Raw genomic sequence first — 24,957 nt, 5'->3', positions numbered from 1 at the left:
CGGTGACCGCTGGAGGCTAGGCGCTCTTCTCGCGCCGTTCGCGCTTGCGCTCGACGTCGCGCGGCACCAGCGTCGGGTTGACGTTGGACACCACGACGTCGCGGTTGATCTCGACGCGGGCGACGTCCGTGCGGGACGGCACCTCGTACATCACCGAGAGCAGAACCTCTTCCATGATCGCGCGGAGGCCGCGGGCGCCGGTGGCGCGCAGGATGGCCTGGTCGGCGATCGCTTCCAGGGCGTCGGGGGTGAACTCCAGCTCGACGTTGTCCAGCTCGAAGAGCTTCTGGTACTGCTTCACCAGCGCGTTGCGCGGCTCGCTCAGGATGCTCACCAGCGCGTCGCGGTCCAGGTTCTTCACGCTGGTGATGACCGGCAGCCGGCCGACGAACTCCGGGATCATGCCGAACTTGAGCAGGTCCTCGGGCATCACGTCGCCGAAGCTGTCGGTGGTGTCCAGGTCGGTCTTGGAGTGCAGCGTCGCGGAGAAGCCCATCCCCTTCTTGCCGACCCGGCCCTCGATGATCTTCTCAAGTCCGGCGAACGCGCCGCCGACGATGAAGAGCACGTTGGTGGTGTCGATCTGGATGAACTCCTGGTGCGGGTGCTTGCGCCCGCCCTGCGGCGGCACGGAGGCGGTGGTGCCCTCCAGGATCTTCAGCAGGGCCTGCTGCACGCCCTCGCCGGAGACGTCGCGGGTGATCGACGGGTTCTCGCTCTTGCGGGCGATCTTGTCGACCTCGTCGATGTAGATGATCCCGGTCTCGGCCTTCTTGACGTCGTAGTCGGCGGCCTGGATCAGCTTGAGCAGGATGTTCTCGACGTCCTCGCCGACGTAGCCGGCCTCGGTCAGCGCCGTGGCGTCCGCGATGGCGAACGGGACGTTGAGCATCCGGGCGAGGGTCTGCGCGAGGTGGGTCTTGCCGCAGCCGGTGGGGCCGATCAGTAGGATGTTCGACTTGGCGAGTTCGACCACGTCACCGCCGGCCGCAGTCTTGCCGGCCTCGCCCGCCTGGACCCGCTTGTAGTGGTTGTAGACCGCGACCGAGAGCGCCTTCTTCGCGCTCTCCTGCCCGACCACGTACTGGTCGAGGAACTCGCAGATCTCCTTGGGCTTGGGCAGTTCGTCCCAGCGCACCTCGGTCGAGTCGGAGAGCTCCTCCTCGATGATCTCGTTGCAGAGATCGATGCACTCGTCGCAGATGTAGACGCCAGGACCTGCGATCAGCTTCTTGACCTGCTTCTGGCTCTTTCCGCAGAAAGAGCACTTGAGCAGGTCCCCGCCATCGCCAATGCGTGCCACGCGGTCGCGTCTCCTAGGGTCGGGCCGAGGATTCGACGGTACCTTCCGGTGCCCCGCGCACACATCACCTTGAGCGGGCGAGTCGAGGCATTCCGCTCTGAGCGGACATGACTGCGGGAACTGACCGAATGGTCAGTTCCCGCAGGTCAGAGCATGTTTTGTTTCGGGGTCAACCGGCGCCGTTGACGGCGAGCAGGGAGGTCTTGCGGGACGAGATGACGTCGTCGACGATCCCGTACTCCTTGGCCTGCTGAGCGGTCAGGATCTTGTCCCGCTCGATGTCCTTGCGCACCAGCTCGATGTCCCGGCCGGTGTGCTTGGCGAGCATCTCCTCCAGCAGGGCCCGCATACGCAGGACCTCGTTGGCGACGAGCTCGAGGTCGCTGGCCTGGCCACCGCTGCCTTCGATGGCGGGCTGGTGGATCAGGATGCGCGCGTTCGGCAGCGCGAGGCGCTTGCCGGGGGTACCGGCGGCCAGCAGGACCGCGGCCGCCGAGGCGGCCTGGCCCATGCAGATCGTCTGCACGTCCGGCTTGACGAACTGGATGGTGTCGTAGATCGCCGTCAGCGCCGTGAACGAGCCACCGGGCGAGTTGATGTAGATCTGGATGTCCCGGTCCGGGTCCATCGACTCGAGCGTGAGCAGCTGCGCCATCACGTCGTTGGCGGAGGCGTCGTCGACCTGCACGCCGAGGAAGATGATCCGCTCCTCGAAGAGCTTGGCGTAGGGGTCGTACTCCCGGATGCCCTGGCTGGTGCGCTCGACGAAGCGCGGCAGCACATACCGGGACTGCGGTAGCTGGAGGTTCGACTCAGGCATCATGCGGTGCCTCCGGATCCCGAGACCTGCCGGGCGTTGGTGACGACGTGGTCGACAAAGCCGTATTCCTTGGCCTCTTCGGCCGTGAACCAGCGGTCCCGGTCGGAGTCGAGCTCGATCTGCTCGACGGTCTGACCGGTGTGCTCGGCGATCTGCGCCGCGAGCCGCCGCTTCGTGTAGAGCATCTGCTCGGCCTGGATCTTGATGTCCGAGGCGGATCCGCCGAGGCCACCGCTGGGCTGGTGCATCATGACGCGCGCGTTCGGCAGGGCGTACCGCTTGCCGGGGGCACCCGCGCAGAGCAGGAACTGGCCCATCGAGGCGGCCAGGCCCATCGCCACGGTCGCGACGTCGTTCTTGACGAACTGCATGGTGTCGTAGATCGCCATGCCGGCCGAAACCGAGCCGCCGGGGCTGTTGATGTAGAGCCAGATGTCCTTGACGGGGTCCTCGGCGGCGAGCAGCAGCATCTGAGCGGCCAGCGTGTTCGCCATGTCATCGCGAACCTCGGAGCCGAGGAAGATGATGCGCTCGCGGAGCAGGCGCTCGTAGACGCGCTCGCCGAGGCCGCCACCGGCTTCCGGGGTCCGGGCCATCTCGAGCCGGGTCATGCCCCATTCATTGGTCAAGGCCACTCGTCCTCACCTGCTTCGGTGTCGTCACGACGATCTTCCTCGCCGCGTTGCCGACCCTAATGCCCAGGGTGGCTCCGGCCTTCCCCAATCCGGCCGAGTTCGCTGTCAGCGCAGGCACGACCGCCCGAACGGAGGACTCAGGCGCCGGGAATGGTGGGGATCGCGATGCTTGCGGCCCCGCGGGCGGAAGCGGCCTGGGACTCCTCGGCCTCACCGCCGGCCAGGGTCTCGGCGACCTCGTCCTCGTCGTCCGCGCCGGCGCCGACCCCGTCGACCAGCAGCTCGGACAGGTCCACCGGGTTGCCGCTTTCGTCGCTGACCGTCGCGGAGGTGAGGATGACCGCGAGCGCCTTCCCGCGCACCGCCTCGGCGACCAGCATGTTGGCCTGGCCGGCCTGGACGATCTGCTGAGCGAACTGGTCCGGGTTCATGCCGGCCGACTGGGCGCGCTCGATGAGGTGCCGGGTGATCTCCTCCTGGGAGATCTCCACCTCCTCCTTGCGGGCCACCGCGTCGAGCAGGAACTGGGCCTTCATCGCCTCGGTCGCGCGCTTCTCGACCTCGGCGTCGAACTCTTCCTTGGTCTGGCCCTCGTGCTCGAGGTAGGCCTCCAGGCTCAGCCCGGCCTGCTGGAGCTGGTTGACGATCGAGTCGTGGCGGAAGTGCACCTCGGCGTGCAGGAAGCCCTCCGGCAGCGGGATCTCGACCTGCTCCATCAGCGCCTCGAGGACCTTGTCCCGGGCCTGACCGCCCTGCCCGAGCTTCTTGTTCCGGGCGACCCACTGGGCGGTGTCCGCGCGCAGTTCCTCGGCCGTGTCGAACGAACTGGCCATCTGGGCGAACTCGTCGTCGACCTCGGGCAGCTCGCGCACCTTCACCGCGGTGACGGTGACGGTGATGTCGACCTCTTCCTCCTTGCGGGGACCGGCGACCAGCGTGGACTCGAAGGTCTTGGTCTCGCCGGCGGACATGCCGATCACGGCGCTGTCCAGGTTCTCGACCAGGGTCTTGGAGCCGACGACGTAGGTCAGGCCGGTCGCCTGCGCCTCGTCGATCAGCTCGCCCTCCTTGGCCTTGCCGGACAGGTCGACGGTCAGGTAGTCGCCGTCCTCGGCCGCCCGCTCGATCGTGTTGAAGACGGCGAACCGCCCGCGCAGCTGGTCGAGGGCGTTCTCGATGTCCTCGTCACTGACCGCGGCGTCGTCGACGGTGACCGAGATGCTCTTGTAGTCCGGCAGCTCGATGGTCGGCCGGACGTCGACCTCGGCGGTGAAGGCCAGCTGGCTGCCGTCCTCGAAGGAGGTGACATCGATCTGCGGCTGGCCCAGCACGTCGAGCTCGGCAGACTGGACGGCCTCGGAGTAGAACTGCGGGATGGCGGTGTTGACCGCCTCCTCCAGCACGGCGCCGCGGCCGAAGCGCTGGTCGATCACCTGCGGCGGGACCTTGCCCTTGCGGAACCCGGGCACGCTCACCTGGCCGGCGATCTTCTTGTACGCGTCCTTGAGGCTGGGCTTGAGCTCCTCGAAGGGAACCTCGACGGTGAGCCGGACCCGCGTCGGGTTCAGGGTCTCGACTTCGCTCTTCACGACGTGGTTCTCCTCAAGATGCAGGTGCTGGGACGGGTGTTTGCTGCTGGTCGGGGCGGCGGAAACTTGGGCCTCGAACTCCCGATCTCCTGAACTCCGATATTGCGGTCGGGGCGGGGAGACTCGAACTCCCGATCTCCTGCCCCCAAAGCAGGCGCGCTAGCCACTACGCTACGCCCCGCGGCGTGGCGGGCAGTCTAGTGCCCAGGTCAGAACGGGTAGGGGGAACGTATGAGCTACACCGCAGCGCCCGAGGGCTGGTGGCAGGAATTCGTGGGCGGTTCGCCCGTCCGGACAGCCAAGCTCGCCGTGGTGCGCGCCGACGGCTCACCGCAGGTGGTGCCGGTGTGGGTCGCGCTCGACAGGTCCAACGGGACCGACGAAATCGTCTTCACCACCGGCGCCGGCACCGTCAAGGGCAAGGCCATCGCCCGGGACCCGCGGGTCAGCCTGTGCTGGGACGACGAGCGCCCGCCGTTCAACTTCGTGATGATCCGCGGCACCGCTCGGACCTCCGACGACCCGGACGAGGTCTACCGCTGGGCCGGCCTGCTCGGCGCCCGGTACATGGGCGCCGACCGGGAGAAGGAATACGCCGAGCGCAACGGCGTCCCCGGCGAACTGCTGGTGCGGGTCACCCCGGAGCACGTGGTGGCCAAGGTGGACGTCGCCGACTGACGTTCTAACCTGCCGTCATGGCGGAGAACACCTCGTACTTCATGAACGCCCAGGCCGGCACCGGCTTCGGAACCACCTCGGCCGGGGATGAGAAGGCGCACCGGGCTCTGAACGCGGCGGTGGACTCCCCCGCCGCCGGCGATGCTGCCGTCGAACAAGCACTTCGACCAGGCCATGAAGACCGAGGGCACGCTGCTGCTGCGCGGCAAGCCCTTCACCGTCGATGCCCCGGCGGCGACAGCAGTTCGCTAGGGGGTGTCCTCGCCGAGCACCACGTGCTCGGCGCGATCGCGGCCGGCGGACTTGGCCCGGCCCAGCGCCGCGTCGGCCAACTTGACCAGTGCGTCGACACCGCCCACTTCAGGCACCGGGACCCCCGCGACCACGCCCAGGCTGATCGTGAGCAGACCGTCCGGGGCGCCGTCGTGGGCCAGGTCGAGGTCCTCGACCGAGACCCGGCAGCGCTCGGCCATCAGCTCGGCGCCCGCCGGGTTGGTGTCCGGCAGCAGGATCGCGAAGGTCGCGCCGCCGATGCGGGCCACCACGTCACCCCCGCGACCGAAGCACTCCTGCAGGGCGGCGGAGACCGCCTTGATCGCGTGCTCGCCGGCGAGCGCCCCGCACTCGTCGTTGTAGGAACCGAAGCGGTCGATGTCGACGGAGATGTAGGTCAGCGGCAGGGAGTTGCGGGCGCTGCGGCGGTACTCGCGCTCGAGCAGCTCCTCGAAGTACCGGCGGTTGTAGAGCCCGGTGCCCGGGTCGCGCACCGACAGCGTGCGGAGCAGGATCATCTCCTCCAGCTGGGCGCGCAGGTCCGCGAACGCGGCGAGGTCGTCGTCGGAGAACTCGCGCGGCTTGGTGTCGAGCACGAACAGCGTCCCGACCGGCATGCCGTTGGGGGCCTGCACCGTCATGCCGGCATAGAACCGGATGTACGGCGCACCCATCACCATCTCGGAGTCGGCGAACCGGAAGTCCGACATGGCGTCGTTGACCACCAGCAGGTCGCCGGACTCGATGCAGGCCCGGGAGAAGGCGTCCCCGACGTTGTCGTTGTCCTCGAGCTCCTCCACCCCGAAGGCCGAGGGCAGGAACTGCTTCTCCAGGCCGACGAGGGAGAACGCCGCCAGCGGCGCACCGGTCATGTGGGACAGCAGGCGCGTCACCCGGTCGAAGGAGGCATCCATGTTGAGGATGGCCTCGCCGATCCAACGCACCGCGTCGAGCCGTGCGTCGTCGGCGATGCTGGCGTGTTCCGGTGTGAACATGGTGGGTCCCCCTTGGTCGGTCGCCCTGAGATGTCGGCTTCCGACGCATTGATCTGAAGGGGCCGTCCGGCCTATTGCGCACCGCGTTTCCACCTCAGGCGGAGCGCAAAATGCCGGGAACCTGATAGTTCGTCCAGCCGTCCCGCCGACGAGCATCACCGTCAATTACGTGGGTATCCGACGAGTTGAGCGGCGGCGGGCCTCTAAGCTGGGGGCTGCACCTCGCGGGTGTAGCTCAATGGCAGAGCTCCAGCCTTCCAAGCTGGCCATGCCGGTTCGATCCCGGTCACCCGCTCCAGCGTTTTCCCAGGTCAGAGACACTTTTCGGCCATTCTGACCCACCGTAAAATTGTCCGCCGGAACCCCTTGCAGACCCTGATTCGCCGCCCGTTAGGTCATGACTAGGTCACGCCGGCGGGGCGGGCTACGGCGCGCGCGAGCTGGCTGACCTGGGTGTTCCTCCGCCGACTCGTGGTCGACAGCCTTCAGCGCAGGCCGAAGCGACAAAATGTTGGGCGCGGATCGGAGCCCGACGCGCCTGGAGGGAACGCGATGACGCTGGCGGACGTGCTCGGTCTGATCCGGACCCGGGCGGACCAAAGCACCGCTGGAGCGCGAATCCCCTCCCCCGGCGGGCAGGCTCGTGACCTGGCTGAACGGGTTCCAGTTCGACGGCCGCCAGGACTTCTTCTCCCTGGACCTACCGCCTCGTTCCGTACCCACGTGCAGAATTCCCAGCGTCGCAGCCGCTGGGATAGGCACCCGCGTCACGCTCACGCGTCGTGGTTGCTTGCCGGCGGGGCCGACCTCCAGGTCGTGAAGGAACGCCTCGGCCACGGCAGCACTGTGGCCACAGGCAAATACCTGCACGCACTCCCCGGCGCCGACAAGGATGCACTCGATTCGCTAGAGACGTTTCGAGGGAGGCGGATCGACGCCGAGGTGGCCTCGACGGCGGATCAACCGGACCGTGAGCTGCCGAGATGCGCCAGCTCGTTGCGAAGCTGACCTGAATGCTCGGCGGCAAGATCGGCACTGCATGACGCCCAGTCAGCTTCGTCACACAAGCGCCTTTCGCGGCACGGTTTGACGTGACCGATCCGTTGGCGGATTGCTTAGACCGCATCCTGACGCTTAGTCACTTCTTTGTCGACCGCCCCGGCGCTGGCCGGGACACTGCCCAGGCCAACGCCGCCGGTCTGGTCGTGCCACCCGACCCACGCCACCGCCCGCGAGCCGATCTCGGCGCTGCCCGTGTCGACAACCTCGCCGACGCTCGGGAGGGAGGCGAGGTCCGCGCTCAGGCCGGCGCGGCCAGCTCGTAGCCGGCCTCCTCGACGGCGGCACGGACTTCCGCCGCGGTGGCGTCACCGCTCACGGTGAGGCGGCCGGTCTCGAGCTCGACCTGTACATCCATCACCCCGGGAAGCTCGGTCACCTCCTCGGTGACCGCGGCGACGCAGTGGCCGCAGGTCATCCCGGTCACGGTGTACGTCGCGGTGCTCATGAGTTGGCTCCTTTTCGGCTGTGTGGGGTTCAGCTGCGGACCAGGCGCGCGATCGCATCGCTCGCCTCGCGCAGCTTGGCGGCCTGCTCGTCCCCGCCGACCCGGGCAGCGTCCACGACACAGTGCGCCATGTGCTCGTCGAGCAGGCCGAGTGCGACGGACTGCAGTGCCTTGGTCGCGGCCGAGACCTGGGTGAGGACATCGATGCAGTACTTGTCCTCCTCGACCATCTTGGCGATCCCGCGGATCTGGCCCTCGATGCGGCGCAGCCGCTTGAGCTGGTCGTCCTTGGTGCTGCTGTAACCGGCCATGACCGTCCCTGTCCGCCGCCGTTCGATGTCAAGGAACACCATACCCCCCTAGGGTAAGTCCCACAAGTCAAACTCCACACACGTCAGACCTCCTGAACCTCTGGGGCCGCCGTGAGTTTCTCCCTTCGGCGTGAGTGGGCGTCAGTTGGCTTGATGTGCCGAGCATGGTACCCCCCCAGGGTATTTGACACGGGCTCCGATTCTGTGGTTGCCTCCGGATATACCCCCTACCGGTAAGGAGTAATTTGGTGACGAGCACCTCTCCCGCCGCCAAGCGGACGGCGCTGGCGGTCATTGCGGCAGCGCAGTTCATGGTGATCATGGATACCTCGATCATCGGCGTCGCCCTGCCGCAGAGGCCTGGCTGCCATGACCGCCCTGGCGGCCGCACACGGCGCCGACCAGCTCGGCGACCCAGTCGCCCTCACCGACGGCTTCTCCGCCGGACTGACCGGCGCGGCCGTGATCGCCGCCGCGGGCGCCGTCCTGGCCGCGCTGACCCTGCGCACCCCCCGACTCGCGCCAGCCGCCGCTCCCGAACCGGTCAGGGTCGGCGCATGACGCGCGAGCACCTTCCCCGTCTGCTCGCCTTCGCCCGACGGCCCACCACCCGCGCAGTCGGCTCGTGCATCCTCGGATGCGTGGCCGAACTGCTTCGCCAGCGGCGACGAATTACACCTGGTAGCGGAGGTCAGTCCACGTGGGCGATGGCGGACTCCGCAGCGGGCCTGCGATCGATTGCCGGATGCGTCTCATACATACGGGTGGCGACGACCAGACCAGAGGCGGCGGTCAGGGCGGCGACGGCCCACACCGCGGCGGTCAGGCCCCAGGCGTCGGCCAGGATTCCGGCAAGCAGGGCGCCGATGGCGAACCCGCCGTCGCGCCACAGGCGGTAGACGCCGACAGCGCGGGCGCGCCAGGCCGGGTGGGCGACATCGCCGATCACCGCCAGCAGGGCGGGATAGACCAGGGCGGTGCCGAGGCCCAGCAGAACCTGCGCCGCGGCCCAGATGCCGAAGCTGGTGCCGAGGGCGACCAGCGCGATGGCCGCGGCCTGGGTCAGCATGCCGGCGGTGATGAGATGTTTGCGGCCGATCTGGTCGGACCACCAGCCGGTGAGCAGTTGGCCGGCTCCCCACACCGCGGGGTAGAGGGCAACCAGGACCCCGATCTGGGTGATGGACAGGCCGTGGGCGGCGAACAGCAGCGGGAAGATCCCCCAGGCCAGCGCGTCGTTCAGATTGTTGACCATGCCCGCTTGGCTGGCCGCGGACAGGGCCTTGTCGCCGGCGCTGGTTCTCCAGATGATTTGACGTGTGGTCAGTTTCGCGTTGTCGGTTTCGCGGGCGGGGTGGCCCGCGGCCTCGGCGCGCGCGTGGTCTCGGGTCTCGTGCACGGCCAGGGTGGACAGGCCCAACCCGAGCGCGGCGTAGGCGACTCCGAGCAGGAACGGTTCCGGGCGCAAGCCGGCGTGGGCAGCGATGGCCCCGGTGGCCAGTGCCGTCGCGGCGACGGCCGCGTAGCCGGCGGCCTCGTTCAAGCCCATCGCTAGCCCGCGGCGGGCCGGACCGACCAGGTCGATCTTCATGATGACGGTGGCCGACCAGGCCAGGCCCTGGTGGATGCCGAGCAGAACGTTCGCGACGATGACCCAACCCCAGCTGGGCGCCCAGATCAGCAGCAACGGCACTGGCAGCCCGACCAACCAGCCGGCGACTAACACGGGCTTGCGGCCGTAGCGATCCGACCAGGTGCCCGCGAAGAAATTGGTGACAGCCTTGGTCGCGCCGAAGGCCAGGATGTAGGTCAGGACCGCGGAGTAGGCGTCCAGGTGGAACACGTCCTGGGCCAGCAGGGGAAGAACTGTGCGCTCTTGCCCGAGCATCCCGCCGACCAGGGCGTTGACGGCGACCAGCAACCCGAACTGGGCGAGGTTCGCGCGCAGGCCCAGCCGTGGGCCGGTGGGAGCTTCCGTGTCGGGCGCGGGCGTCACCGGTCCACCGCCAGGTCCCGGCCAGTGGCCGCGGACCACTGGTCCGGGCCACCGTCGAGAACGGCCAAGCGAGAAGCGCCCGCCCGGGCCAGAACGCTGGCGGCGGTCATCGCGCGCTCCCCGTGCCCGCACATCACGACCGCCCCGTCCGATGTGGCGTGCGTCCGGGAGGGGAGGTCGCCGAGTTCGATGTGCACCGCGCCGGGGACGTGCCCGGCCGAGTACTCGCTGTGCTGACGGACGTCCAGGACCGGACGGTGCCCGAGGTCCGCGGCGGTGATGAGGGCGATCCGTTCCTGCGCCCCGCCCTCGGCGCGCCAGGTGGGCATGCCGCCGGACAGCTGCCCGGCGATCCGTTTGTACCCGATCTTCGCGGCCTGCCACGCGACCTCGGCAGGGTCCTGCCCGGCGCCGAGGACGAACACCAGCGGCGCATCGACGGGCAGCAGCCAGCCGAGCCAGGTGGCGAACTGCTCGCGCAGCGCGATCGAGATCGCGCCGGGGATGTGGCCGGCGGCGAACTCCGCGACGGGCCGGACATCGACCAGGCGTGCGCCGCTGCTCAGCTGGTCCCGCACTTCGGTGACACTCAGCGCGGCCAAGGCCGGATCGCGGGCGAGCACGTCAGGGCCGCGCCGGTTGACCTCACCGAGGCGGGCGAAGTACGCCGGGTAGGAACCCAGGCCGGCCAGCAGCGCCGCCACGAACGCGGCCTCGTCCGCGCAGGCCAGCAACGCGTTGGACTGCTTCTCGGCGCCGATGGTGGACGTGCGCTCCGCACCCGGCGGAGCGGAGCAGAACGACCCGGCGCCATGGGTGGGCCACACGGGCGTGGCGTCGGGCAGGGTCAGCAGGCGCTGCAGCGAGCGGTACTGGGCCCGGGCCAGTTCCTCGGCCCGGTCGGCCCCCAACAGGTCGGTGCGGGCCGCGGACCCGACGATGAGGGATCCCCCGGTGAACACACCTAGCTCGCTTGCACCGTCCAGCAGCAGGAAGGACAGGTGCTCGTCGGTGTGCCCGGCCGTGGCCAATGCGCGCAGGGTCAACCCGCCGAGGTCGACCTCGTCCCCGTCGTTCAACGCGGCGTGCGGGAAGGCCCGGTGCCCGGCCGCGGAGGCCAGCACGGTGGCCCCGGACTCGCTCGCGAGCTGCACCGCCCCGCTCAAGAAGTCGGCGTGCAGATGGGTGTCGGCCGCGAACGCCACCTTCAGGCCGCGCTCGCCCGCGGCCTTTCGCACCGCCCGCAGATCCCGGGTCGCGTCCACCGCCAGGGCGCGGCCGCCACCGAGGTCGACGAGGTAGGAGCTGTTGCCCAGGCCCTCGTCGACCAGCGGGATCAGCGCTCCGTCGGTGACACTCATGACGCCCCCTCAGATCGTAGGAAGGCGCTCTGGGTGAGGCGCCATTCCGGCCAGCCCCCGTCGAGGCGCCGCGCGCAGCGGCCGGCGGTGCGCAGTTGGCGAACCGCAACGTGGGCGTAGGCGCAGAACGGGCCGCGGCAATAGGCCACGATCTCCCGATCCAGCCCAAGCTCGTCGAGCCGCTGCCGGAGTTGGTCCAGCGGGATCGACTGCGCCCCGTCGATGTGGCCGGCGGCGTACTCCTCGGTCGGGCGGACGTCGACGAGTACGACGTCGCCCCGGCGCAGGCGGTCGCGCAACTCCAGTTGGCCGATCGCCTCCACGTCCGCCCCGACGTAGTCGCGCGCCGCGCGCTCGACCTCCGCCAGACGGGCGGCGGAGACGTCACGAAGGGCCAGCCACAGCCGCAGCGCGTCGTCGCCGGCCAGCGCGTACCGCACCCGCGTGCCGTCCCGCTCGCGGGTGACCAACCCTGCGGCGTGCAGGGCCTGCAGGTGCTGCGAGGCGTTGGCCGTGGACTGCTCGCTGGCCTGGGCCAGCGTCTCGACCGTCCGGGCCCCCTGGGCGAGCAGCTCGAGCAGCTCGAGCCGGCGCGGGCTGGCGAACGCCTTGCCCATCAGCGCGATCGCCTCGAACAGTGCGTCCTTACGACGGCGATTGTCCATTTCAAGTATTCAATAGTTCGCTTGAATACTTGTCAAGGGCCAGCCGACCCCACCAGCGAGCAGGAAGAGGCTCGGAGCGGGTGGCACCGACCTGAGCGGCGGGTTCCTCACCTGCAGGCGTGGGGCTGCGCGAGCCCCTCATGCGGCTCGGTCGTCGCCCCCTACGGCACTTCGGAGATCCATTGCCTCGCCCGGGCCCGCTGGCCGTGGCGCGTCTCCCCCCGAGGCTTGTAGACCGACAGGGTCACGGCGACCAGGAGCAACGCCATGCCGATCGCGGAGTGCAGGACGGGGGACGCGCTGCGCAGCGCATCGAGGTCGGCGCCGGCCGAGGCGCGCGCCAGGTCCGCCTGATAGCTCAAGGTCTGGGTGTACAGCACCACGACCAGAACGCCAAGGATGGTCATCGCGAGCTTGACCACGACCCAGTAGTGACGGAACAGACCCCAACGGGTCCCGAGGGACTGCACGAGACCGGTCGCCAGGGACGCGAGAGCGAGCGGGACGAGCACGGCCCAATCGGCGGCGTCCATCGCCAGGTAGACCGCGCGCACCACCTCGGGGTCCCCGCTGGCCAAGCCCACGACACCCAGGGCCAGAAAGACCCCGGCCGCCCCGAGCCAGCCAACCGAGGACACGACGTGCGCGGTGAGCGCGAACTTGCGCGCCCGGGTCCCGAGCATCACCGAGCGGCGACCAGGCTCGACGCGGAAGCGCCCGGGAGGGGAAGCGGGTGATTGCCCTGGCCGTGCCGACCCGGACCGTGCTCACCGGGGCCACCGCCGGCCAGCATCGCAACAGTCAGCAGTGCCACGGCGGCGGCGCCGATCACCGCGAAGACCTTCACCCAACGCGGCATGCCGGCGCGGGCCTCGGCGACGCGGTCTTCCGATTCATCGGTCATGCGCTCATCCCTTGCTCGTCGGTTGAAGCGCTCGCAGATATGGCTGCCCCGCCACTTTTACAATACATACTGTCTCGCTCTTCGGCATAGTGACGTAGGGAAGTCGATGCGTATGCTGGTGTGGTGCCCAAGCTGTGGAATCAGACGATCGAGGAGCATCGCCGCGAGGTGCGCGACGCAATCCTGGACACCACGGCGGCCCTAGCGGCCGAACGCGGTCCGCTGGGCGTGACAATGTCTGGGATCGCCGAGGTGACCGGCATCGGCCGCGCGACGCTGTACAAGTACTTCCCGGACGTCGAGGCGATCCTGCTCGCCTGGCACGAGCGCGAGATCACCGCGCACGTGAGCCAACTCCAGGAGATTCGTGACCGGCCCGGCGACCCGGGTAGACGGCTCGAGCGGGTGCTACAGGCCTTCGCTGTCATCTCCGCGGACCGCAGGCATCACAACCCCGAGCTCGTGGCGGTCCTGCACCGTGGCGATCACGTGACGCACGCTCAGCACCAAGTCCAGGCGATGATCCGAGGCCTGGTGCGCGAGGGTGCCGCGGCCGGCGCCCTGCGCGCCGACATCCCGGCCGACGAGCTCGCGACCTACTGCCTGCACGCCCTGAGCGCCGCTGGTCGGCTCTCGTCCGGGGCGGCGGTTCGCCGACTCGTGGCGGTCACGATGGCAGGGCTCCGCCCGCCGGACTGATCCGTCGGCCTTCCCGGCGGAAAGTTTCCGAGAACGTTCTGGGCGGCTGCGGCGTCACAGTTGCACATGCACAAGGGGAGAACGATGGCGATAGCGCGAGCACGTCACCGGCGTCTTGCCGGCGGGTTGTCGTGGCCGACGAGGCGAGGGTGATGAGGATGGAGGGCGTCACGCTGACCGCCGCCGAGGTGACGCGGGTCCGTGCGGTGCTGTACCTCAACGGCCTGCGCGGCCCGGATCTCGATGACGCCATGCAGGACGTGAACCTGCGGTTGCTGGAGAACGCGACCCACGTCGAACACCGGGGCGCCTGGTCGTGCGCGGTGGCGACCCGGGTCGCGTTGGACCGCCATCGCAGCTCCCGGCGGCGGGGCGCAGCCTTCGAGCGACTCCGGCTGCACCGCAACGAGCTCCACGACGACCCTGACCTCGCACTCAAGCACTCGGTGCGGGCGGCACTGCGGCGCCTCGATCCGGACCTGCGCGCCACTGTCGTGCTGCGCTATTACGCAGACCTGCAGGTCGGCGAGATCGCCGACCTGCTGCACGTCGCCGAGGGCACCGTGAAGTCCCGCCTGCATCGCGCGGCGGCCATCCTGCGTCACGAACTGGGGAGCGACCGATGAATCCTGAGGACACCGACCTGGCGCCCGAGGTCGAGGCGCGGCTGCGGCGCGGTCTGACCCTGCTGGCCGCGGAAGCTCCGGAGGTCGCGACGAGGCCGCCGGCCAGTCGGCGACTGGCGGTAATCGCGGTGAGCAGCGCGGCCGCCGCCCTGGCGGTGCTGCTGGCCTTTCAACTGACAGCCGATACCTCCCGGCCCGCCGAGATCGCCGGCCCGTCCGACTCAGCGGTCTCTCCACCGGAGAGTCCCCTAGTAAATCCGCCGATCGCCCAGGGCGTCACCTACGACCTGCGCCGGCTTGTGTCCGAGTCCGAGCGCATCGTGGTGGGCACGATCGGTGAGGTGCGCCAGGGAACTGCGTCCGAGGATTCGGGGGGCCTGGACTACGTCCTCGCCACCGTCGTCGTCGAGGAGACGATCCGCGGTCCGCGCAGCGCCGAAGTGGTGGCCTTTGACTACTCCTACGGCAACGCCATCTCGACCGGCCCCACCCTGGGCGCCCGGCTCGTCCCCGGGGAGCGCGTTCTGCTGTTCCTGGCCAGCACCGCGGGAACGGTGAACGCCTCGATCCGACCCGAACACTGGCAGGTGACCGGTGGCGGCCAGGGCGAGTTCACCATGCGCGGCTCGGACCCGGACGCCCCCTTCACCCTGGCGCAGGTCCGGCAGGAGGCGGCAGCAACCAAGCCGCCGGCCTGACGCCTCGAACGGGAGGACGCCCCGTCAAACCTGGAGGTTGCCCGGCGAGCACGGTGCTACGGGAGAATCCAACCCATGTCAGTCGGCCCCTTGCCTCCGCGACGAAGCTGGGTCGAGCAGATCATGGGCATGCCGATCAGCGTGCTCGCCCGAGGCGAGGCGGCCGGGTCGGAGCTGGCGGAGCGCGCGAGTGCAGCCGCCTTCGCCGAACTACGCGCCGTCGATGCGATGTTTTCGACCTACCGACCCGACAGCGCCGTGAGCCGACTAGGTCGCGGCGAGGTCACCCTGGACCAGTGTCCGCCCCAGGTTCGGGACGTCGAGCGCGGCTGCGCACGGGCACGCGAACTCACCAATGGCTTGTTCGACGCGACCCGGCCGGACGGCCGGTGGGACCCTTCCGGTTTCGTCAAGGGCTGGGCGGCCCAGCGCTGCGCTCGCCATCTGGCCGCGGTCCCCCAAGTGGACTGGTGTCTGAACGCGGGCGGTGACGTCATCGTCCTGTGTGCCCACGGGCGGACCTTTCAGGTGGGTATCGCCGACCCGCAGGACCCGACCCGGATCGCTGCCGTCCTTGAGTGCGACACGGGCGCGGTCGCGACCAGCGGCACGTCTGTCCGCGGGTCGCACATCTACGACCCACGAACGGGACGCGCCGCCGAACCGCACTGGGCCTCGGTGACGGTCGCAGGCCCGTCGCTGGAGACCGCGGACGTGCTCGCGACCGCCGCGTTCGCCGCCGGTCCCGGTTGGGCCGAGGTCCTCGCGCTGGCCGCCGACTACGCCGGGCTGGCCATCACCACGGACGGCGCCACGACCACCACAGAGGACTGGCCGACCACGACCCGGCCGCTCGGCACGCGCTGATCCGCGGCCGTTCGGGTCCGATTTGCCCTGGCATCGTCCGGGGACGTTCGATCCGGTGGGCGATTCGCGGGGCACCCGGCACCGGGCTCGGGCATCCTCACCATGTGACAGCGCCGCTCACCGCGCAGCGCACCGGGTCGATCCTGGGCCGGGCGCGGGGCCGCCATGCCCCACCACATTGGGTGAACCCCGCACTCGCCGTGGGCAGCCTTGTTGTTGTCGTCGCCCTGTGGGCGACCGGGCCCGGCGCGGCAGACGCGAGCGCAAGCCCCGCGAACCTGGTGACAGCGCTCGGACGACTCGCCGGGCTGGTGTCCGCGGACCTGTTGCTGCTCCAGGTGCTGCTGATGGCCCGGATCCCGGCGCTGGAGCGCAGCGTCGGCCGGGCGGCCCTGGCCCGGTGGCATCGGGTGGCCGGGTTCAGCTCGTTCCTGCTGCTCTGGCTGCACATCGGCGCCGTGACCTCGGGTTACTCCCTGCTCGTGGACGCGAACGTGGCGCGCCAGACCTGGGACCTGATCACCAACTACCCCGGCATGTTGCTGGCCGTAGCTGCTGCGCTGGCGTTGACGATGGTGGCCGCGACCTCGATGCGCGTGGCCCGGCGTGCCCTGCGCTACGAGAGCTGGCACCTGCTGCACCTCTACGCCTACCTCGGCGTCGGCCTCGCGCTCCCGCACCAGATCTGGACCGGCGCCAGCTTCACCGAATCGCCGCTCGCCCGGGTCTACTGGCTGGGCCTCTACGCACTCACCGCAGGCGCCGTGCTCACCTACCGGGTCGGGGTGCCGGTGTGGCGCACCTTCCGGCACCAGCTGACCGTGCGCACCGTCGTCCGCGAGAGCGATGACGTTGTCAGCGTCCACCTCGAAGGCCGGGCACTGGACCGGTTGGACGCACAAGCCGGTCAGTTCTTCCTGTGGCGCTTCCTGTCCGGCACCGGCTGGTCACACGCGCATCCGTATTCGCTGTCGGCGCCACCCGGCCCCTCCAGCCTGCGGCTCACAGCGAAGGGCGATACCGCCCGGCTGACCGCGCTCGAGCCGGGAACGTGGGTCACGATCGAAGGACCTTACGGCCGGCTGACCGGGCGCGACCGCACCGGAACCATGCTGGCGATGTTCGCCTGCGGGATCGGCATCACCCCGGTGCGGGCGCTGCTGGAGGCCCTGCCCTATCCCCCGGGCGCCGCGGTGCTGGTGTACCGGGCCCGCGCCGAGGCGGACCTGGTGTTCCGGGGCGAGATGGACGCCCTGGCCGCCGTGCGCGGGATCACCGTGCACTACCTGGTGGGTCCTCGCGCCGAGGCCGGGCCACGCTGGCTGCCCGAGGGGGCGTTCGCCGGAACTGACTCCGAGGCGATACGCCACTTCGTCCCCGAGGTGGGCCAGTCCGATGTCTTCGTGTGTGGCCCCGACGGCTGGGCGAGCGCGGTGTGCGCGGCCGCCGAGGCGGCCGGGTCGCCGCGGGCCCGGATCCACGTCGAACGGTTCGCCTGGTGAGCGCGCCGCGGTGGGCCGTGCGCCGCAACGCCGCCCTCGCCGGGGCGACCGGCGTCGCGCTGGTGTGGCTCCTGCTCTACCCGACCAGCACCAGCGGGCGTGCGTCCCAGTCGCAAACGACAGTTGCTGACGGTGCCTCACAAGCGGTGATCACCGCCAACAGCGGTGGCCTACTCACCGTGGACGGCCCCGTCATCGCGACTCCCTACGGACCGGTCCAGGTCCGGCTCGGGTTGCGGGACGGGTACATCGAGAACGCCGCTGCCGTGGTCTATCCGCGCGAGAACCTGGTCGACAAAGCCATCAACGACGACGCGGTGCAGGTCCTGCAGGGTCAGGCGTTGATCGAGCAGAGCTCCGAGATCGACACGGTCTCGGGCGCCACCCATACCTCGGCGGCCTACCGAGAATCACTGCAGGCCGCCCTCGACGCCGCCCACGCCGCGCCGCCGGAGAGCGACCCAGGCGACCCGCACGGCGGCCATTCCGCCGACGGCTAGACGGCGCCGGCACGTCGACCTCAGTGGCTGTGACCGTCGGAATCATCGTGCGGAACCGCCGCCGTGCTCGGCGCGGGCGCGGCGGTCGCGGTGGCGGGGGCGGCCGAGGCCCGGCACTGCGCGAGCGCCACCTGGAGCTTCGCCCTCTCCGCCTTGGTTGCCTTGGCTTGTGTGCCTGAGGTGGTCTTGGCGCCGGACGTGGCCTTCGCGCTTGACCGCGCCGCCGCCTTCGCGGCCTTCACGCAGTCAGCCACGCTCGCGGTGGCCGGCGGCGTCAGCTCGACCGAGACCGCGGCAGGCTGGATCCCGCCCGGCGCATGCCCGCCGTGTTCACCATGCTCCCCGCCGGCGGGGTGGGCGTGACCGGACACGCCCGTGAGCGCGACGATCGACAACGCGGACACCGCAAGCCCGCTGGCTCCGGTCGCCATCGCCGGCCGCACCAGCGCCAGCCGCGGGGCCGGATTCCAGCCGCGCACCGCACCGATCGCGGCGACCACGACGAGTGCGCCGAGCACGGTTGCCAGGATGTCGGCCCGAGTGGCGGGTTCGGCCTGGCCCTGATGCGGCCCGAAGGGCATTCCGGTGGTCCGGCTGACCAGCCAGGTCCCCAGCGTTGCGAGGTTGACACCGGCGCCGAGCAGCAGGATGGCGCGCGATGCTGGACGGGCGAGCAGGTAGAGCGCCCAGCCGATCTGGAAGGTCGCGAGCGCGGCGAAGAAGGTGACGCTGGCCCACCAATCCCGGTGTTCCGGGGCGACCGCGGCGTGCACGATGGCGGCGCCGAGGGAGGCGAACACCGCGAGGGCGAGCACGGGTTCACGGCGCATGGCGTGAAGCCGACGGGGGAGTTTCTGCCGATCCGGTTCGGAACGGTGAGCCGGGGCATCCGGGGCTGCGGTGTGGCGGGACATACGGAACCTCCAAGAGAACGCGGATAACGGACGACGCATCAGATCCCGCCCGTCAAGGCGCGGGATGGCGCGTCCTATCTGCGCAGCAACCCTGGACTTCGGAGGCGCTCGGTCGACCGATCCTGGTTCACGGAACTCCACCGCGGACAGGTCAGCGGCGCCGCGGCGGGTGGGTCCCACGCAGCGGCAGGCGCAGTGACGACCGGCGCAACGGATGCACCCGACGGTCGCACCGCGGTCCCGCAAGCGCGGTCGTCCTGCGAACTGGCGGCCGCCCCGATCGCGACCCCATCGCCGTGGTCGACGACGGCGGCGTCTGCCACGTGCACCGAGACGGACACCGTGTCGTGCGCGCCGTGCTGCAGGGCTGGGCCGAACAGGTGAACCACCAGTCCGGCGACGGCAGCAACGACGGCGAGCAAGCCGAGTGTCCTGACCCCGATGTGCCGCGCCGTGCCCAGCCCGCGGTGGTTGCAGACGTGCCCGGCAGTGCTCATGCCGACATCACCGGCGGTCCTGTTCGGGGCACATGTCAGCGCAGGTTAGCGATCGAATCGCCCAATTTCCAGGACCGGGGGCCATCCGGGCCAATCCGAACCCGGGCGGCGCGCCGAAGAGATCGCGAACGCCTACCTGCGGCACGTACTATCCGGGGAGCTATGGCACCGCACACCCGAATCGAGCGACTCGCACCGCGACTTCTGTTGCTGTTCGCGGTGCTCTTCTGCCTGCTCGGGTTGGGACAGTCCGTCGCCGCAGCCACGGAATCCGCGCCCGAGCCAGCGGCAATCGCGGCTGCATCCCCAGCAGGCCACGGGGCACACCAGGCGAGTGGTTCGGTCGTGTCGACGACCCCGGTACAGGCTCCGGCGGAGCCTGAGGGTGGCCACGGCTCCCACAGCCCGGGCACGGACCACGGCCTGACCTGCATGGCGAGCTCGGCGACGGCCGTCATCGGCGTCTTGGCCCTGCCAGATGCCGCAGCGCTCGTGCGGGCCGTGATCGCGCCGGCATCCCGTCTGCGTACCGCCGTGTTCGCCGTCGCGTATCCACGTCCACCGGATATCGCCACTCTCTGCGTCCAGCGGATCTAGGAGAACGTCCCGACACCGGTGCCTTTGGGCACCGGTGCATCTCGGCGTTCCCGCCGCGCGCCAACCGCGCCGGCTCCGCGACCAGAAGGGTCCCCGTCCTCGTGTCTGCCACTGCCTTGTTCTTCACCGGTCTCACGACCGGAGCCATCGCCGGCGGTGCGTCCTGCGCCGCTGTGCAGGGTGGCCTGCTCGCCGGTGCGGTAGGCCGCCGCCGGACCGCCGCGGCCACCGCCGAACTCTCTACTGCCGAGCGCGTCACCGTGCCCGGCGGGCCCCCAGGTGGCGGCCAGGGCGCTCACCGCGCGGCCACCCAGGGACGAGCCGATACCGCCGGCGACGACGCCGGCCCGCTGATCGCCCTGGGCGCGTTCCTGTCCGCCAAGCTCGTGTCCCACAGCCTGCTCGGCGCGGCCTTCGGCGCGCTCGGCGCGGCCGCGCAGCCCAGCCCCCGCACCCGGGCCGTGCTGCTGTTGATGGCCGCCGCGCTGATGGTCGTGTTCGCCCTGGACATGCTCGGGGTCAAGGCCGTGCGCGGGCTCACCCCACGAGCGCCCGAGGCGTGGACCCGCCGGGTCCGGCGCGGCGCCCGCACCGATGCCGCGTTCACCCCCGCCCTGCTCGGGTTCCTGACCGTGCTGCTGCCGTGCGGGGTCACCCTGAGCGTCTGGCTGCTGGCAATCACCTCCGGCTCCGTGGTCGCCGGCGCCGCGGTGATGGCCGGGTTCGTGCTCGGCACGGCGCCGCTGTTCGCGCTGCTCGGTTATCTGCTGCGCCAATCCACCCGGCTCTGGCAGGGCCGGTTGTCGATCGCCACCGGTGTCGTAGTGCTTGCGGTCGCAGCGTGGACGGCTAACTCCGCCCTCGTTCTGGGCGACTGGGGACCGGAGCGGGGATCATCGGAGATCTCTGCTGCGGACTCGGCAAAGGCCGTCCGCACATTGCCCGACGGTACGCAGCTCATCACGCTGACCGTGAAGAGCGGCGGCTACAGCCCGTCCGCGATCAGCGCGCTCCCCGGCGTGCCGACCCGCCTGGACCTGGTCACCGATGACACCGGCGGTTGCACCCGCGCGTTCGTGGTCGCGAGCAAGGGCATCCAAGAAGTTCTGCCCGAGACGGGCGTGACGTCGGTCGACCTGGGCACGCCTAAGGAGGGCACGTTGAAGTACACCTGCGGGATGGGGATGTACACCGGGCGGATCGCCTTCCAGGCCGTGCCGATCACCGGTGGACCGATCACCGGTGCGCCTGGCGCCGCCGACCCCGCAGGAAGTGCATCGTGAGCACCCTCGTGCTGGCCATCACCGGGATGCACTGCCCCAGCTGCGGCATGTTGATCGACGAGGCCGTCGAGGACCTGCCGGGCGTGGTGCGCTCCAGCACCGACATGAAGACCGAGCGCACCACGGTCGAGCTGGACGGGACCGGAGCCACTCCCGCAACCGTGCTCGCGGCCATCGAGGCCGAGGGCTACACCGCCCGTCCCCTCTGACGACTTGACCAGATACCCCCCAGGGGTAATAGTAGGTCTAGTTACCCCCTAGGGGTAGCCGGTATCCACCCCGGACCATCCGCCTGCCGCCGCAGGTCCCAAGGAGTCGACGTTCATGAAGGTCCCCGTCAAACTCACCGTGTTCGCCGCGTCAACCGCGGCCGTCTTCGCGCTGGCCTTCGGCGTCGGGTCGGCCTTCGACCCGATCGTGGACTCCCGGACCGTCGGGCTCGCGGCCGCCGATGATCCCGCCGACGGCGGACACAGCGGCATGGACATGGGCAGCGATACAGGTGAGGAGCCCCCCGGGGGGTCCGCGGTGGGCGCACCCACGCCGGGTGGGGCGCCGGCACCCGCCGGCCCCGAGGTACCGGGCCTGGCCGTGTCCGAACGCGGGTACGCCCTGCGCCTGGACGATCCCAGCCCGGGCGTCGGGGATGCGGTCGAGGTCGCGTTCACGATCGAGAGCCCGGACGGGGGTCCGGTGCTGAACTATCGGCCCACGCATGAGAAGGAACTGCACCTGATCGTGGTACGCCGCGATTTCACGGGGTTTCAGCACCTGCATCCCGAGCGCGATGAGACCGGCACCTGGTCGGTTCCGGTGAATCTGACCGAGGCCGGGGTGTACCGGGTGTTCGCCGACTTCGCGCCGGCTTCGCTCACCGAGACGCTGACTCTGGGCGCGGATGTGTTCGTGCCGGGCGAGTTCGACCCCGCCGAGCTGCCCGCGCCCTCCACCGAGTGGTCCGACGACGGCTACGAGGTCACGCTGAGCGGGACCCCCGGCGCCGGGGTCGAGTCGGAGGTGGCCTTCACGGTGACCAGAGACGGGTCGCCGGTGTCCGACCTCGAGCCCTACCTGGGCGCGTTCGGGCACCTGGTCTCATTGCGGTCGGGCGATCTGGCCTACCTGCACACCCACCCGGTCGATGAGGCAACCGCCGGTCAGCGTGGCGGGCCCGACATTCGGTTCGGTACCACGTTCCCGACAGCGGGCCGCTACCGCCTGTACCTGAACTTCGCCCACGGCGGCTCGGTGCGGACCGCGGAGTTCACCGTGGACGTGCCCGCCACCGCGAGCGTGCCAACAGCTGACGCGCCCTCAGCACCGACCACCTCGTCGGCCCCGTCCGCATCTACCGAGCCTGAGGCCGCCGGCGGCGGCCACAGCGGCCACTGAAGGAGCCGGACATGACCACCATCGAGGTCCCCACCGTCTCCCCGGACGGGAGCGACACGAAGACGCTCGACCTGCAGGTCGGCGGCATGACCTGCGCGTCCTGCGCCCGCCGGGTGGAAAAGGCTCTCAACAAGTTGCCCGGGGTCACCGCTTCGGTGAACTACGCGACCGAGAAGGCGCGGGTCACCTACTCCCCCTCGGCCTCCCCCTCGATCGGCACCGAGGATCTGGTCGCCGCCGTGACTGCGACCGGTTATACCGCGACGTTGCCCAAGCCACCGGCGCCCCCCGGCGCAAAGGCGGCGGGTTCGGACCCGGTCGCCGAGGAAGCCGATCCCGCCGCGGCGCTGCGCACCCGGTTGATCATCTGCGCCCTGCTCACCCTGCCGGTGCTGGTGATGGCGATGATCCCGCCGGCACAGTTCGACTACTGGCAGTGGGCCAGCCTCACCCTGGCGGCGCCGGTCACGATCTGGGGGGCGCTGCCGTTCCACCGCGCCGCCTGGGCCAACCTTCGCCACGGCGTCGCCACCATGGACACCCTGATCAGCGTCGGCGTCCTCGCCGCGTTCGGCTGGTCGCTCTACGCCCTGTTCCTGGGCGGCGCCGGCGATGCGGGCATGACCATGGGCTTTCACCTGGTGCCCGAGCGGGGCGGCGGATCGGATGAGATCTACCTGGAGGTCGCCTCGGCGGTCACCGTGTTCATCCTCGCCGGCCGGTACTTCGAGGCACGAGCCAAGCGACAGTCCGGAGCTGCGCTTCGCGCCCTGATGAACCTCGGCGCCAAGGACGTCGCCGTGCTTCGCGCCGGTATCGAAGAGCGGATCCCGATCGACGCCCTCACGGTCGGCGACGAGTTCGTGGTCCGTCCCGGGGAGAAGATCGCCACCGACGGGGTCGTGAGCTCCGGCACCTCGGCGGTGGACGCCTCCATGCTCACCGGGGAATCCGTGCCGGTTGAGGTCGGCCCGGGCGACCCGGTCACCGGAGCGACGGTCAACGCCGGCGGACGCCTGGTCGTCCGCGCGACCCGCGTCGGCGCGGACACCCAGCTCGCCCAGATGGCCCGCCTGGTCGAAGAAGCGCAAACCGGCAAGGCGGCCGTGCAACGGCTGGCCGACCGGGTCTCCGGGGTGTTCGTGCCGATCGTGCTCGTGCTCGCGGCGGGCACCCTGGGCCTGTGGCTGGGCAACGGCGCCAGCGGGGAACTCGCGTTCACCGCCGCGGTCGCGGTGCTGATCATCGCCTGCCCCTGCGCCCTCGGTCTGGCCACCCCGACCGCCCTGCTGGTCGGCACCGGGCGCGGCGCTCAACTCGGCATCCTGATCAAGGGCCCGGAGGTGCTGGAGAGCACCCGGCGGGTCGACACCATCGTGCTGGACAAGACCGGAACCGTGACCACCGGTCAGATGACCTTGCTCGGCGTGTACCCGGCGGACGGCCAGGATCGCAATCGCGTCCTCGAGCTCGGCGCCGCGCTGGAGAACGCCTCCGAGCACCCGATCGCCCGGGCCGTCGTGGCCGGCGCCCTGGCTGAAGGCCGGCCGGTCGCCGAGGTCGAGGACTTTGCCAGCACCGACGGTCGCGGCGTGGCCGGAGTCGTGGACGGGCACGCGGTCGTGGCCGGGCGCCGAAGCTGGCTCGCCGAGCAATGGTCCCAGCACGCCCCGCAGTCCCTGGTCGCCGCGGCCGATCAGGCCGAGGCCGCCGGTCAGACCCCGATCTGGGTGGGCTGGGACGGTGCGATGCGCGGGGTCCTGGTCGTCGCCGACACCGTGAAGCCGACCTCCGCGCAGGCCATCGACGAGCTCAAGGCACTCGGCCTGCGCCCGGTGCTGCTCACCGGCGACAACACCCGCGCCGCGCACGCCGTCGCCGCTTCGGTCGGCATCTCCGAGGTGATCGCCGAGGTCCTGCCCGCGGAGAAGGTCGAGGTGATCAAGCGCCTGCAGGCCGAAGGCCGCACCGTGGCCATGGTCGGCGACGGAGTCAACGACGCCGCCGCGCTCGCCCAGGCCGACCTCGGCCTGGCGATGGGCACCGGCACCGACGCCGCGATCGCCGCCAGCGACCTGACGCTGGTCAGCGGCGACCTGCGTGCGGCCGCCGACGCGATCCGCCTGGCCAGGCGAACCCTGGCCACGATCAAGGGCAACCTGTTCTGGGCCTTCGCCTACAACGTCGCCGCCCTACCCCTGGCGGCCGCCGCGCTGATGAACCCGATGATCGCGGGCGCCGCGATGGCGTTCAGCTCGGTGTTCGTCGTCACCAACAGCCTGCGCCTACGCCGCTTCGCACCTCTGCGGCGGGCCGATGCGAGCTGAACGCGTTGCACGTCGGGG

Annotated in this window: 25 protein-coding genes, 2 tRNA genes and 1 pseudogene; 13 read left to right on the top strand and 15 right to left on the bottom strand. The window is 70.3% G+C overall.

What is annotated here, in order from left to right:
* Positions 1–16: 16 nt before the first annotated feature.
* The 5 genes from clpX to H0X00_RS03760 form a co-directional block, all read right to left on the bottom strand.
* A complete protein-coding gene (gene clpX, locus H0X00_RS03780; protein WP_293767408.1) occupies positions 17–1,303 on the bottom strand; it encodes an ATP-dependent Clp protease ATP-binding subunit ClpX in 1,287 nt (428 codons plus the stop codon).
* 169 nt (positions 1,304–1,472) lie between these two features.
* Entirely contained in the window at positions 1,473–2,126 is a 654-nt protein-coding gene (locus H0X00_RS03775) for an ATP-dependent Clp protease proteolytic subunit (protein ID WP_293767407.1), read from the bottom strand.
* On the bottom strand, positions 2,123–2,734 hold the full coding sequence (locus H0X00_RS03770; RefSeq protein WP_293767406.1) for an ATP-dependent Clp protease proteolytic subunit: 612 nt from the start codon (positions 2,732–2,734) through the stop codon (positions 2,123–2,125). The genes H0X00_RS03775 and H0X00_RS03770 overlap by 4 nt, the downstream gene beginning before the upstream one ends.
* Before the next feature lie 161 nt (positions 2,735–2,895).
* On the bottom strand, positions 2,896–4,347 hold the full coding sequence (tig, locus tag H0X00_RS03765; protein WP_293767405.1) for a trigger factor: 1,452 nt from the start codon (positions 4,345–4,347) through the stop codon (positions 2,896–2,898).
* 108 nt (positions 4,348–4,455) lie between these two features.
* A tRNA-Pro gene (locus H0X00_RS03760) sits at positions 4,456–4,528 on the bottom strand.
* 50 nt (positions 4,529–4,578) lie between these two features.
* Here H0X00_RS03760 and H0X00_RS03755 point away from each other — a divergent pair.
* Positions 4,579–5,025 carry a PPOX class F420-dependent oxidoreductase gene (locus tag H0X00_RS03755; protein ID WP_293767404.1) on the top strand — a complete coding sequence of 149 codons (447 nt, stop codon included), beginning with the start codon at positions 4,579–4,581 and terminating at the stop codon, positions 5,023–5,025.
* A gap of 248 nt (positions 5,026–5,273) precedes the next feature.
* On the opposite strand, the gene H0X00_RS03750 is transcribed toward H0X00_RS03755, so the two are convergent.
* Positions 5,274–6,293: a sensor domain-containing diguanylate cyclase gene (locus H0X00_RS03750; protein ID WP_293767403.1), complete on the bottom strand. Its 1,020-nt coding sequence runs from the start codon at positions 6,291–6,293 to the stop codon at positions 5,274–5,276.
* Between the two features lie 224 nt (positions 6,294–6,517).
* On the opposite strand from H0X00_RS03750, the gene H0X00_RS03745 reads away from it, so the two are divergent.
* Positions 6,518–6,591, top strand: a tRNA-Gly gene (locus H0X00_RS03745).
* 1,002 nt (positions 6,592–7,593) lie between these two features.
* Here the strand turns inward: H0X00_RS03745 and H0X00_RS03740 are convergent.
* Complete coding sequence (locus H0X00_RS03740; RefSeq protein ID WP_293767402.1) at positions 7,594–7,800, bottom strand: heavy-metal-associated domain-containing protein; 207 nt, start codon at positions 7,798–7,800, stop codon at positions 7,594–7,596.
* A gap of 29 nt (positions 7,801–7,829) precedes the next feature.
* Complete coding sequence (locus H0X00_RS03735; protein ID WP_367186417.1) at positions 7,830–8,111, bottom strand: metal-sensitive transcriptional regulator; 282 nt, start codon at positions 8,109–8,111, stop codon at positions 7,830–7,832.
* Positions 8,112–8,434: 323 nt separating this feature from the next.
* Here H0X00_RS03735 and H0X00_RS03730 point away from each other — a divergent pair.
* Positions 8,435–8,672, top strand: a pseudogene (locus H0X00_RS03730) (MFS transporter); the annotation flags it as partial.
* Between the two features lie 130 nt (positions 8,673–8,802).
* On the opposite strand, the gene H0X00_RS03725 reads toward H0X00_RS03730, so the two are convergent.
* From H0X00_RS03725 to H0X00_RS03705, 5 genes are all read right to left on the bottom strand, one after another.
* Positions 8,803–10,107 (bottom strand): MFS transporter, encoded by a 1,305-nt coding sequence (locus H0X00_RS03725; RefSeq protein ID WP_293767399.1) that lies wholly within the window; start codon positions 10,105–10,107, stop codon positions 8,803–8,805.
* Positions 10,104–11,468, bottom strand: a complete 1,365-nt coding sequence (locus H0X00_RS03720; RefSeq protein WP_293767398.1) for an MBL fold metallo-hydrolase — start codon at positions 11,466–11,468, stop codon at positions 10,104–10,106. The genes H0X00_RS03725 and H0X00_RS03720 overlap by 4 nt, the downstream gene beginning before the upstream one ends.
* Entirely contained in the window at positions 11,465–12,133 is a 669-nt protein-coding gene (locus H0X00_RS03715) for an ArsR family transcriptional regulator (protein WP_293767397.1), read from the bottom strand. The genes H0X00_RS03720 and H0X00_RS03715 overlap by 4 nt, the downstream gene beginning before the upstream one ends.
* 161 nt (positions 12,134–12,294) lie before the next feature.
* Positions 12,295–12,816 (bottom strand): hypothetical protein, encoded by a 522-nt coding sequence (locus tag H0X00_RS03710; protein WP_293767396.1) that lies wholly within the window; start codon positions 12,814–12,816, stop codon positions 12,295–12,297.
* Positions 12,816–13,037: a hypothetical protein gene (locus H0X00_RS03705; protein WP_293767395.1), complete on the bottom strand. Its 222-nt coding sequence runs from the start codon at positions 13,035–13,037 to the stop codon at positions 12,816–12,818. Before H0X00_RS03705 ends, H0X00_RS03710 begins: the two co-directional genes overlap by 1 nt.
* A 123-nt stretch (positions 13,038–13,160) precedes the next feature.
* Here H0X00_RS03705 and H0X00_RS03700 point away from each other — a divergent pair, with 123 nt between their 5' ends.
* From H0X00_RS03700 to H0X00_RS03675, 6 genes are all read left to right on the top strand, one after another.
* A complete protein-coding gene (locus tag H0X00_RS03700) occupies positions 13,161–13,736 on the top strand; it encodes a TetR/AcrR family transcriptional regulator (protein WP_293767394.1) in 576 nt (191 codons plus the stop codon).
* A 158-nt stretch (positions 13,737–13,894) separates the two neighbouring features.
* Positions 13,895–14,362, top strand: coding sequence for an RNA polymerase sigma factor (locus tag H0X00_RS03695; protein WP_293767393.1), 468 nt, complete (start codon positions 13,895–13,897; stop codon positions 14,360–14,362).
* Positions 14,359–15,060, top strand: a complete 702-nt coding sequence (locus H0X00_RS03690) for a hypothetical protein (protein WP_293767392.1) — start codon at positions 14,359–14,361, stop codon at positions 15,058–15,060. The genes H0X00_RS03695 and H0X00_RS03690 overlap by 4 nt, the downstream gene beginning before the upstream one ends.
* Positions 15,061–15,135: 75 nt before the next feature.
* The gene (locus H0X00_RS03685; RefSeq protein WP_293767391.1) at positions 15,136–15,927 is read left to right on the top strand and encodes an FAD:protein FMN transferase; all 792 of its coding nucleotides are present in this window, start codon (positions 15,136–15,138) and stop codon (positions 15,925–15,927) included.
* A 104-nt stretch (positions 15,928–16,031) separates the two neighbouring features.
* A complete protein-coding gene (locus H0X00_RS03680) occupies positions 16,032–17,429 on the top strand; it encodes a ferric reductase-like transmembrane domain-containing protein (protein WP_293767390.1) in 1,398 nt (465 codons plus the stop codon).
* Positions 17,426–17,929, top strand: a complete 504-nt coding sequence (locus H0X00_RS03675; RefSeq protein WP_293767389.1) for an FMN-binding protein — start codon at positions 17,426–17,428, stop codon at positions 17,927–17,929. Before H0X00_RS03680 ends, H0X00_RS03675 begins: the two co-directional genes overlap by 4 nt.
* A gap of 20 nt (positions 17,930–17,949) precedes the next feature.
* Here H0X00_RS03675 and H0X00_RS03670 read toward each other — a convergent pair whose 3' ends face one another.
* Both H0X00_RS03670 and H0X00_RS03665 read right to left on the bottom strand, forming a co-directional pair.
* A complete protein-coding gene (locus H0X00_RS03670; RefSeq protein WP_293767388.1) occupies positions 17,950–18,759 on the bottom strand; it encodes a hypothetical protein in 810 nt (269 codons plus the stop codon).
* Between the two features lie 158 nt (positions 18,760–18,917).
* Positions 18,918–19,340 carry a hypothetical protein gene (locus tag H0X00_RS03665; protein ID WP_293767387.1) on the bottom strand — a complete coding sequence of 141 codons (423 nt, stop codon included), beginning with the start codon at positions 19,338–19,340 and terminating at the stop codon, positions 18,918–18,920.
* A 698-nt stretch (positions 19,341–20,038) separates the two neighbouring features.
* On the opposite strand from H0X00_RS03665, the gene H0X00_RS03660 reads away from it, so the two are divergent.
* The 4 genes from H0X00_RS03660 (at position 20,039) to H0X00_RS03645 (ending at position 24,939) form a co-directional block, all read left to right on the top strand.
* Positions 20,039–21,220: a sulfite exporter TauE/SafE family protein gene (locus tag H0X00_RS03660; protein WP_293767386.1), complete on the top strand. Its 1,182-nt coding sequence runs from the start codon at positions 20,039–20,041 to the stop codon at positions 21,218–21,220.
* Entirely contained in the window at positions 21,217–21,429 is a 213-nt protein-coding gene (locus tag H0X00_RS03655; RefSeq protein WP_293767385.1) for a heavy-metal-associated domain-containing protein, read from the top strand. Before H0X00_RS03660 ends, H0X00_RS03655 begins: the two co-directional genes overlap by 4 nt.
* Before the next feature lie 115 nt (positions 21,430–21,544).
* Positions 21,545–22,612, top strand: a complete 1,068-nt coding sequence (locus H0X00_RS03650; protein ID WP_293767384.1) for a hypothetical protein — start codon at positions 21,545–21,547, stop codon at positions 22,610–22,612.
* A gap of 11 nt (positions 22,613–22,623) precedes the next feature.
* Positions 22,624–24,939, top strand: coding sequence for a cation-translocating P-type ATPase (locus H0X00_RS03645; RefSeq protein ID WP_293767382.1), 2,316 nt, complete (start codon positions 22,624–22,626; stop codon positions 24,937–24,939).
* The last annotated feature ends 18 nt before the right edge of the window (positions 24,940–24,957 follow it).

Source organism: Sporichthya sp. (assembly GCF_013815995.1).
GTDB lineage: Bacteria > Actinomycetota > Actinomycetes > Sporichthyales > Sporichthyaceae > Sporichthya.
This window is presented reverse-complemented; position numbering and strand designations above follow the sequence as displayed.

Excerpts from the sequence above, each read along its gene's own strand:
- H0X00_RS03775 (WP_293767407.1), bottom strand. The coding sequence starts at position 2,126 with ATGATGCCTGAGTCGAACCTCCAGCTACCGCAGTCCCGGTATGTGCTG.
- H0X00_RS03770 (WP_293767406.1), bottom strand. The coding sequence starts at position 2,734 with ATGACCCGGCTCGAGATGGCCCGGACCCCGGAAGCCGGTGGCGGCCTC.
- H0X00_RS03755 (WP_293767404.1), top strand. The coding sequence starts at position 4,579 with ATGAGCTACACCGCAGCGCCCGAGGGCTGGTGGCAGGAATTCGTGGGC.
- H0X00_RS03750 (WP_293767403.1), bottom strand. The coding sequence starts at position 6,293 with ATGTTCACACCGGAACACGCCAGCATCGCCGACGACGCACGGCTCGAC.
- H0X00_RS03740 (WP_293767402.1), bottom strand. The coding sequence starts at position 7,800 with ATGAGCACCGCGACGTACACCGTGACCGGGATGACCTGCGGCCACTGC.
- H0X00_RS03735 (WP_367186417.1), bottom strand. The coding sequence starts at position 8,111 with ATGGCCGGTTACAGCAGCACCAAGGACGACCAGCTCAAGCGGCTGCGC.
- H0X00_RS03720 (WP_293767398.1), bottom strand. The coding sequence starts at position 11,468 with ATGAGTGTCACCGACGGAGCGCTGATCCCGCTGGTCGACGAGGGCCTG.
- H0X00_RS03715 (WP_293767397.1), bottom strand. The coding sequence starts at position 12,133 with ATGGACAATCGCCGTCGTAAGGACGCACTGTTCGAGGCGATCGCGCTG.
- H0X00_RS03710 (WP_293767396.1), bottom strand. The coding sequence starts at position 12,816 with ATGCTCGGGACCCGGGCGCGCAAGTTCGCGCTCACCGCGCACGTCGTG.
- H0X00_RS03705 (WP_293767395.1), bottom strand. The coding sequence starts at position 13,037 with ATGACCGATGAATCGGAAGACCGCGTCGCCGAGGCCCGCGCCGGCATG.
- H0X00_RS03695 (WP_293767393.1), top strand. The coding sequence starts at position 13,895 with ATGGAGGGCGTCACGCTGACCGCCGCCGAGGTGACGCGGGTCCGTGCG.
- H0X00_RS03690 (WP_293767392.1), top strand. The coding sequence starts at position 14,359 with ATGAATCCTGAGGACACCGACCTGGCGCCCGAGGTCGAGGCGCGGCTG.
- H0X00_RS03685 (WP_293767391.1), top strand. The coding sequence starts at position 15,136 with ATGTCAGTCGGCCCCTTGCCTCCGCGACGAAGCTGGGTCGAGCAGATC.
- H0X00_RS03670 (WP_293767388.1), bottom strand. The coding sequence starts at position 18,759 with ATGCGCCGTGAACCCGTGCTCGCCCTCGCGGTGTTCGCCTCCCTCGGC.
- H0X00_RS03665 (WP_293767387.1), bottom strand. The coding sequence starts at position 19,340 with ATGAGCACTGCCGGGCACGTCTGCAACCACCGCGGGCTGGGCACGGCG.
- H0X00_RS03650 (WP_293767384.1), top strand. The coding sequence starts at position 21,545 with ATGAAGGTCCCCGTCAAACTCACCGTGTTCGCCGCGTCAACCGCGGCC.
- H0X00_RS03645 (WP_293767382.1), top strand. The coding sequence starts at position 22,624 with ATGACCACCATCGAGGTCCCCACCGTCTCCCCGGACGGGAGCGACACG.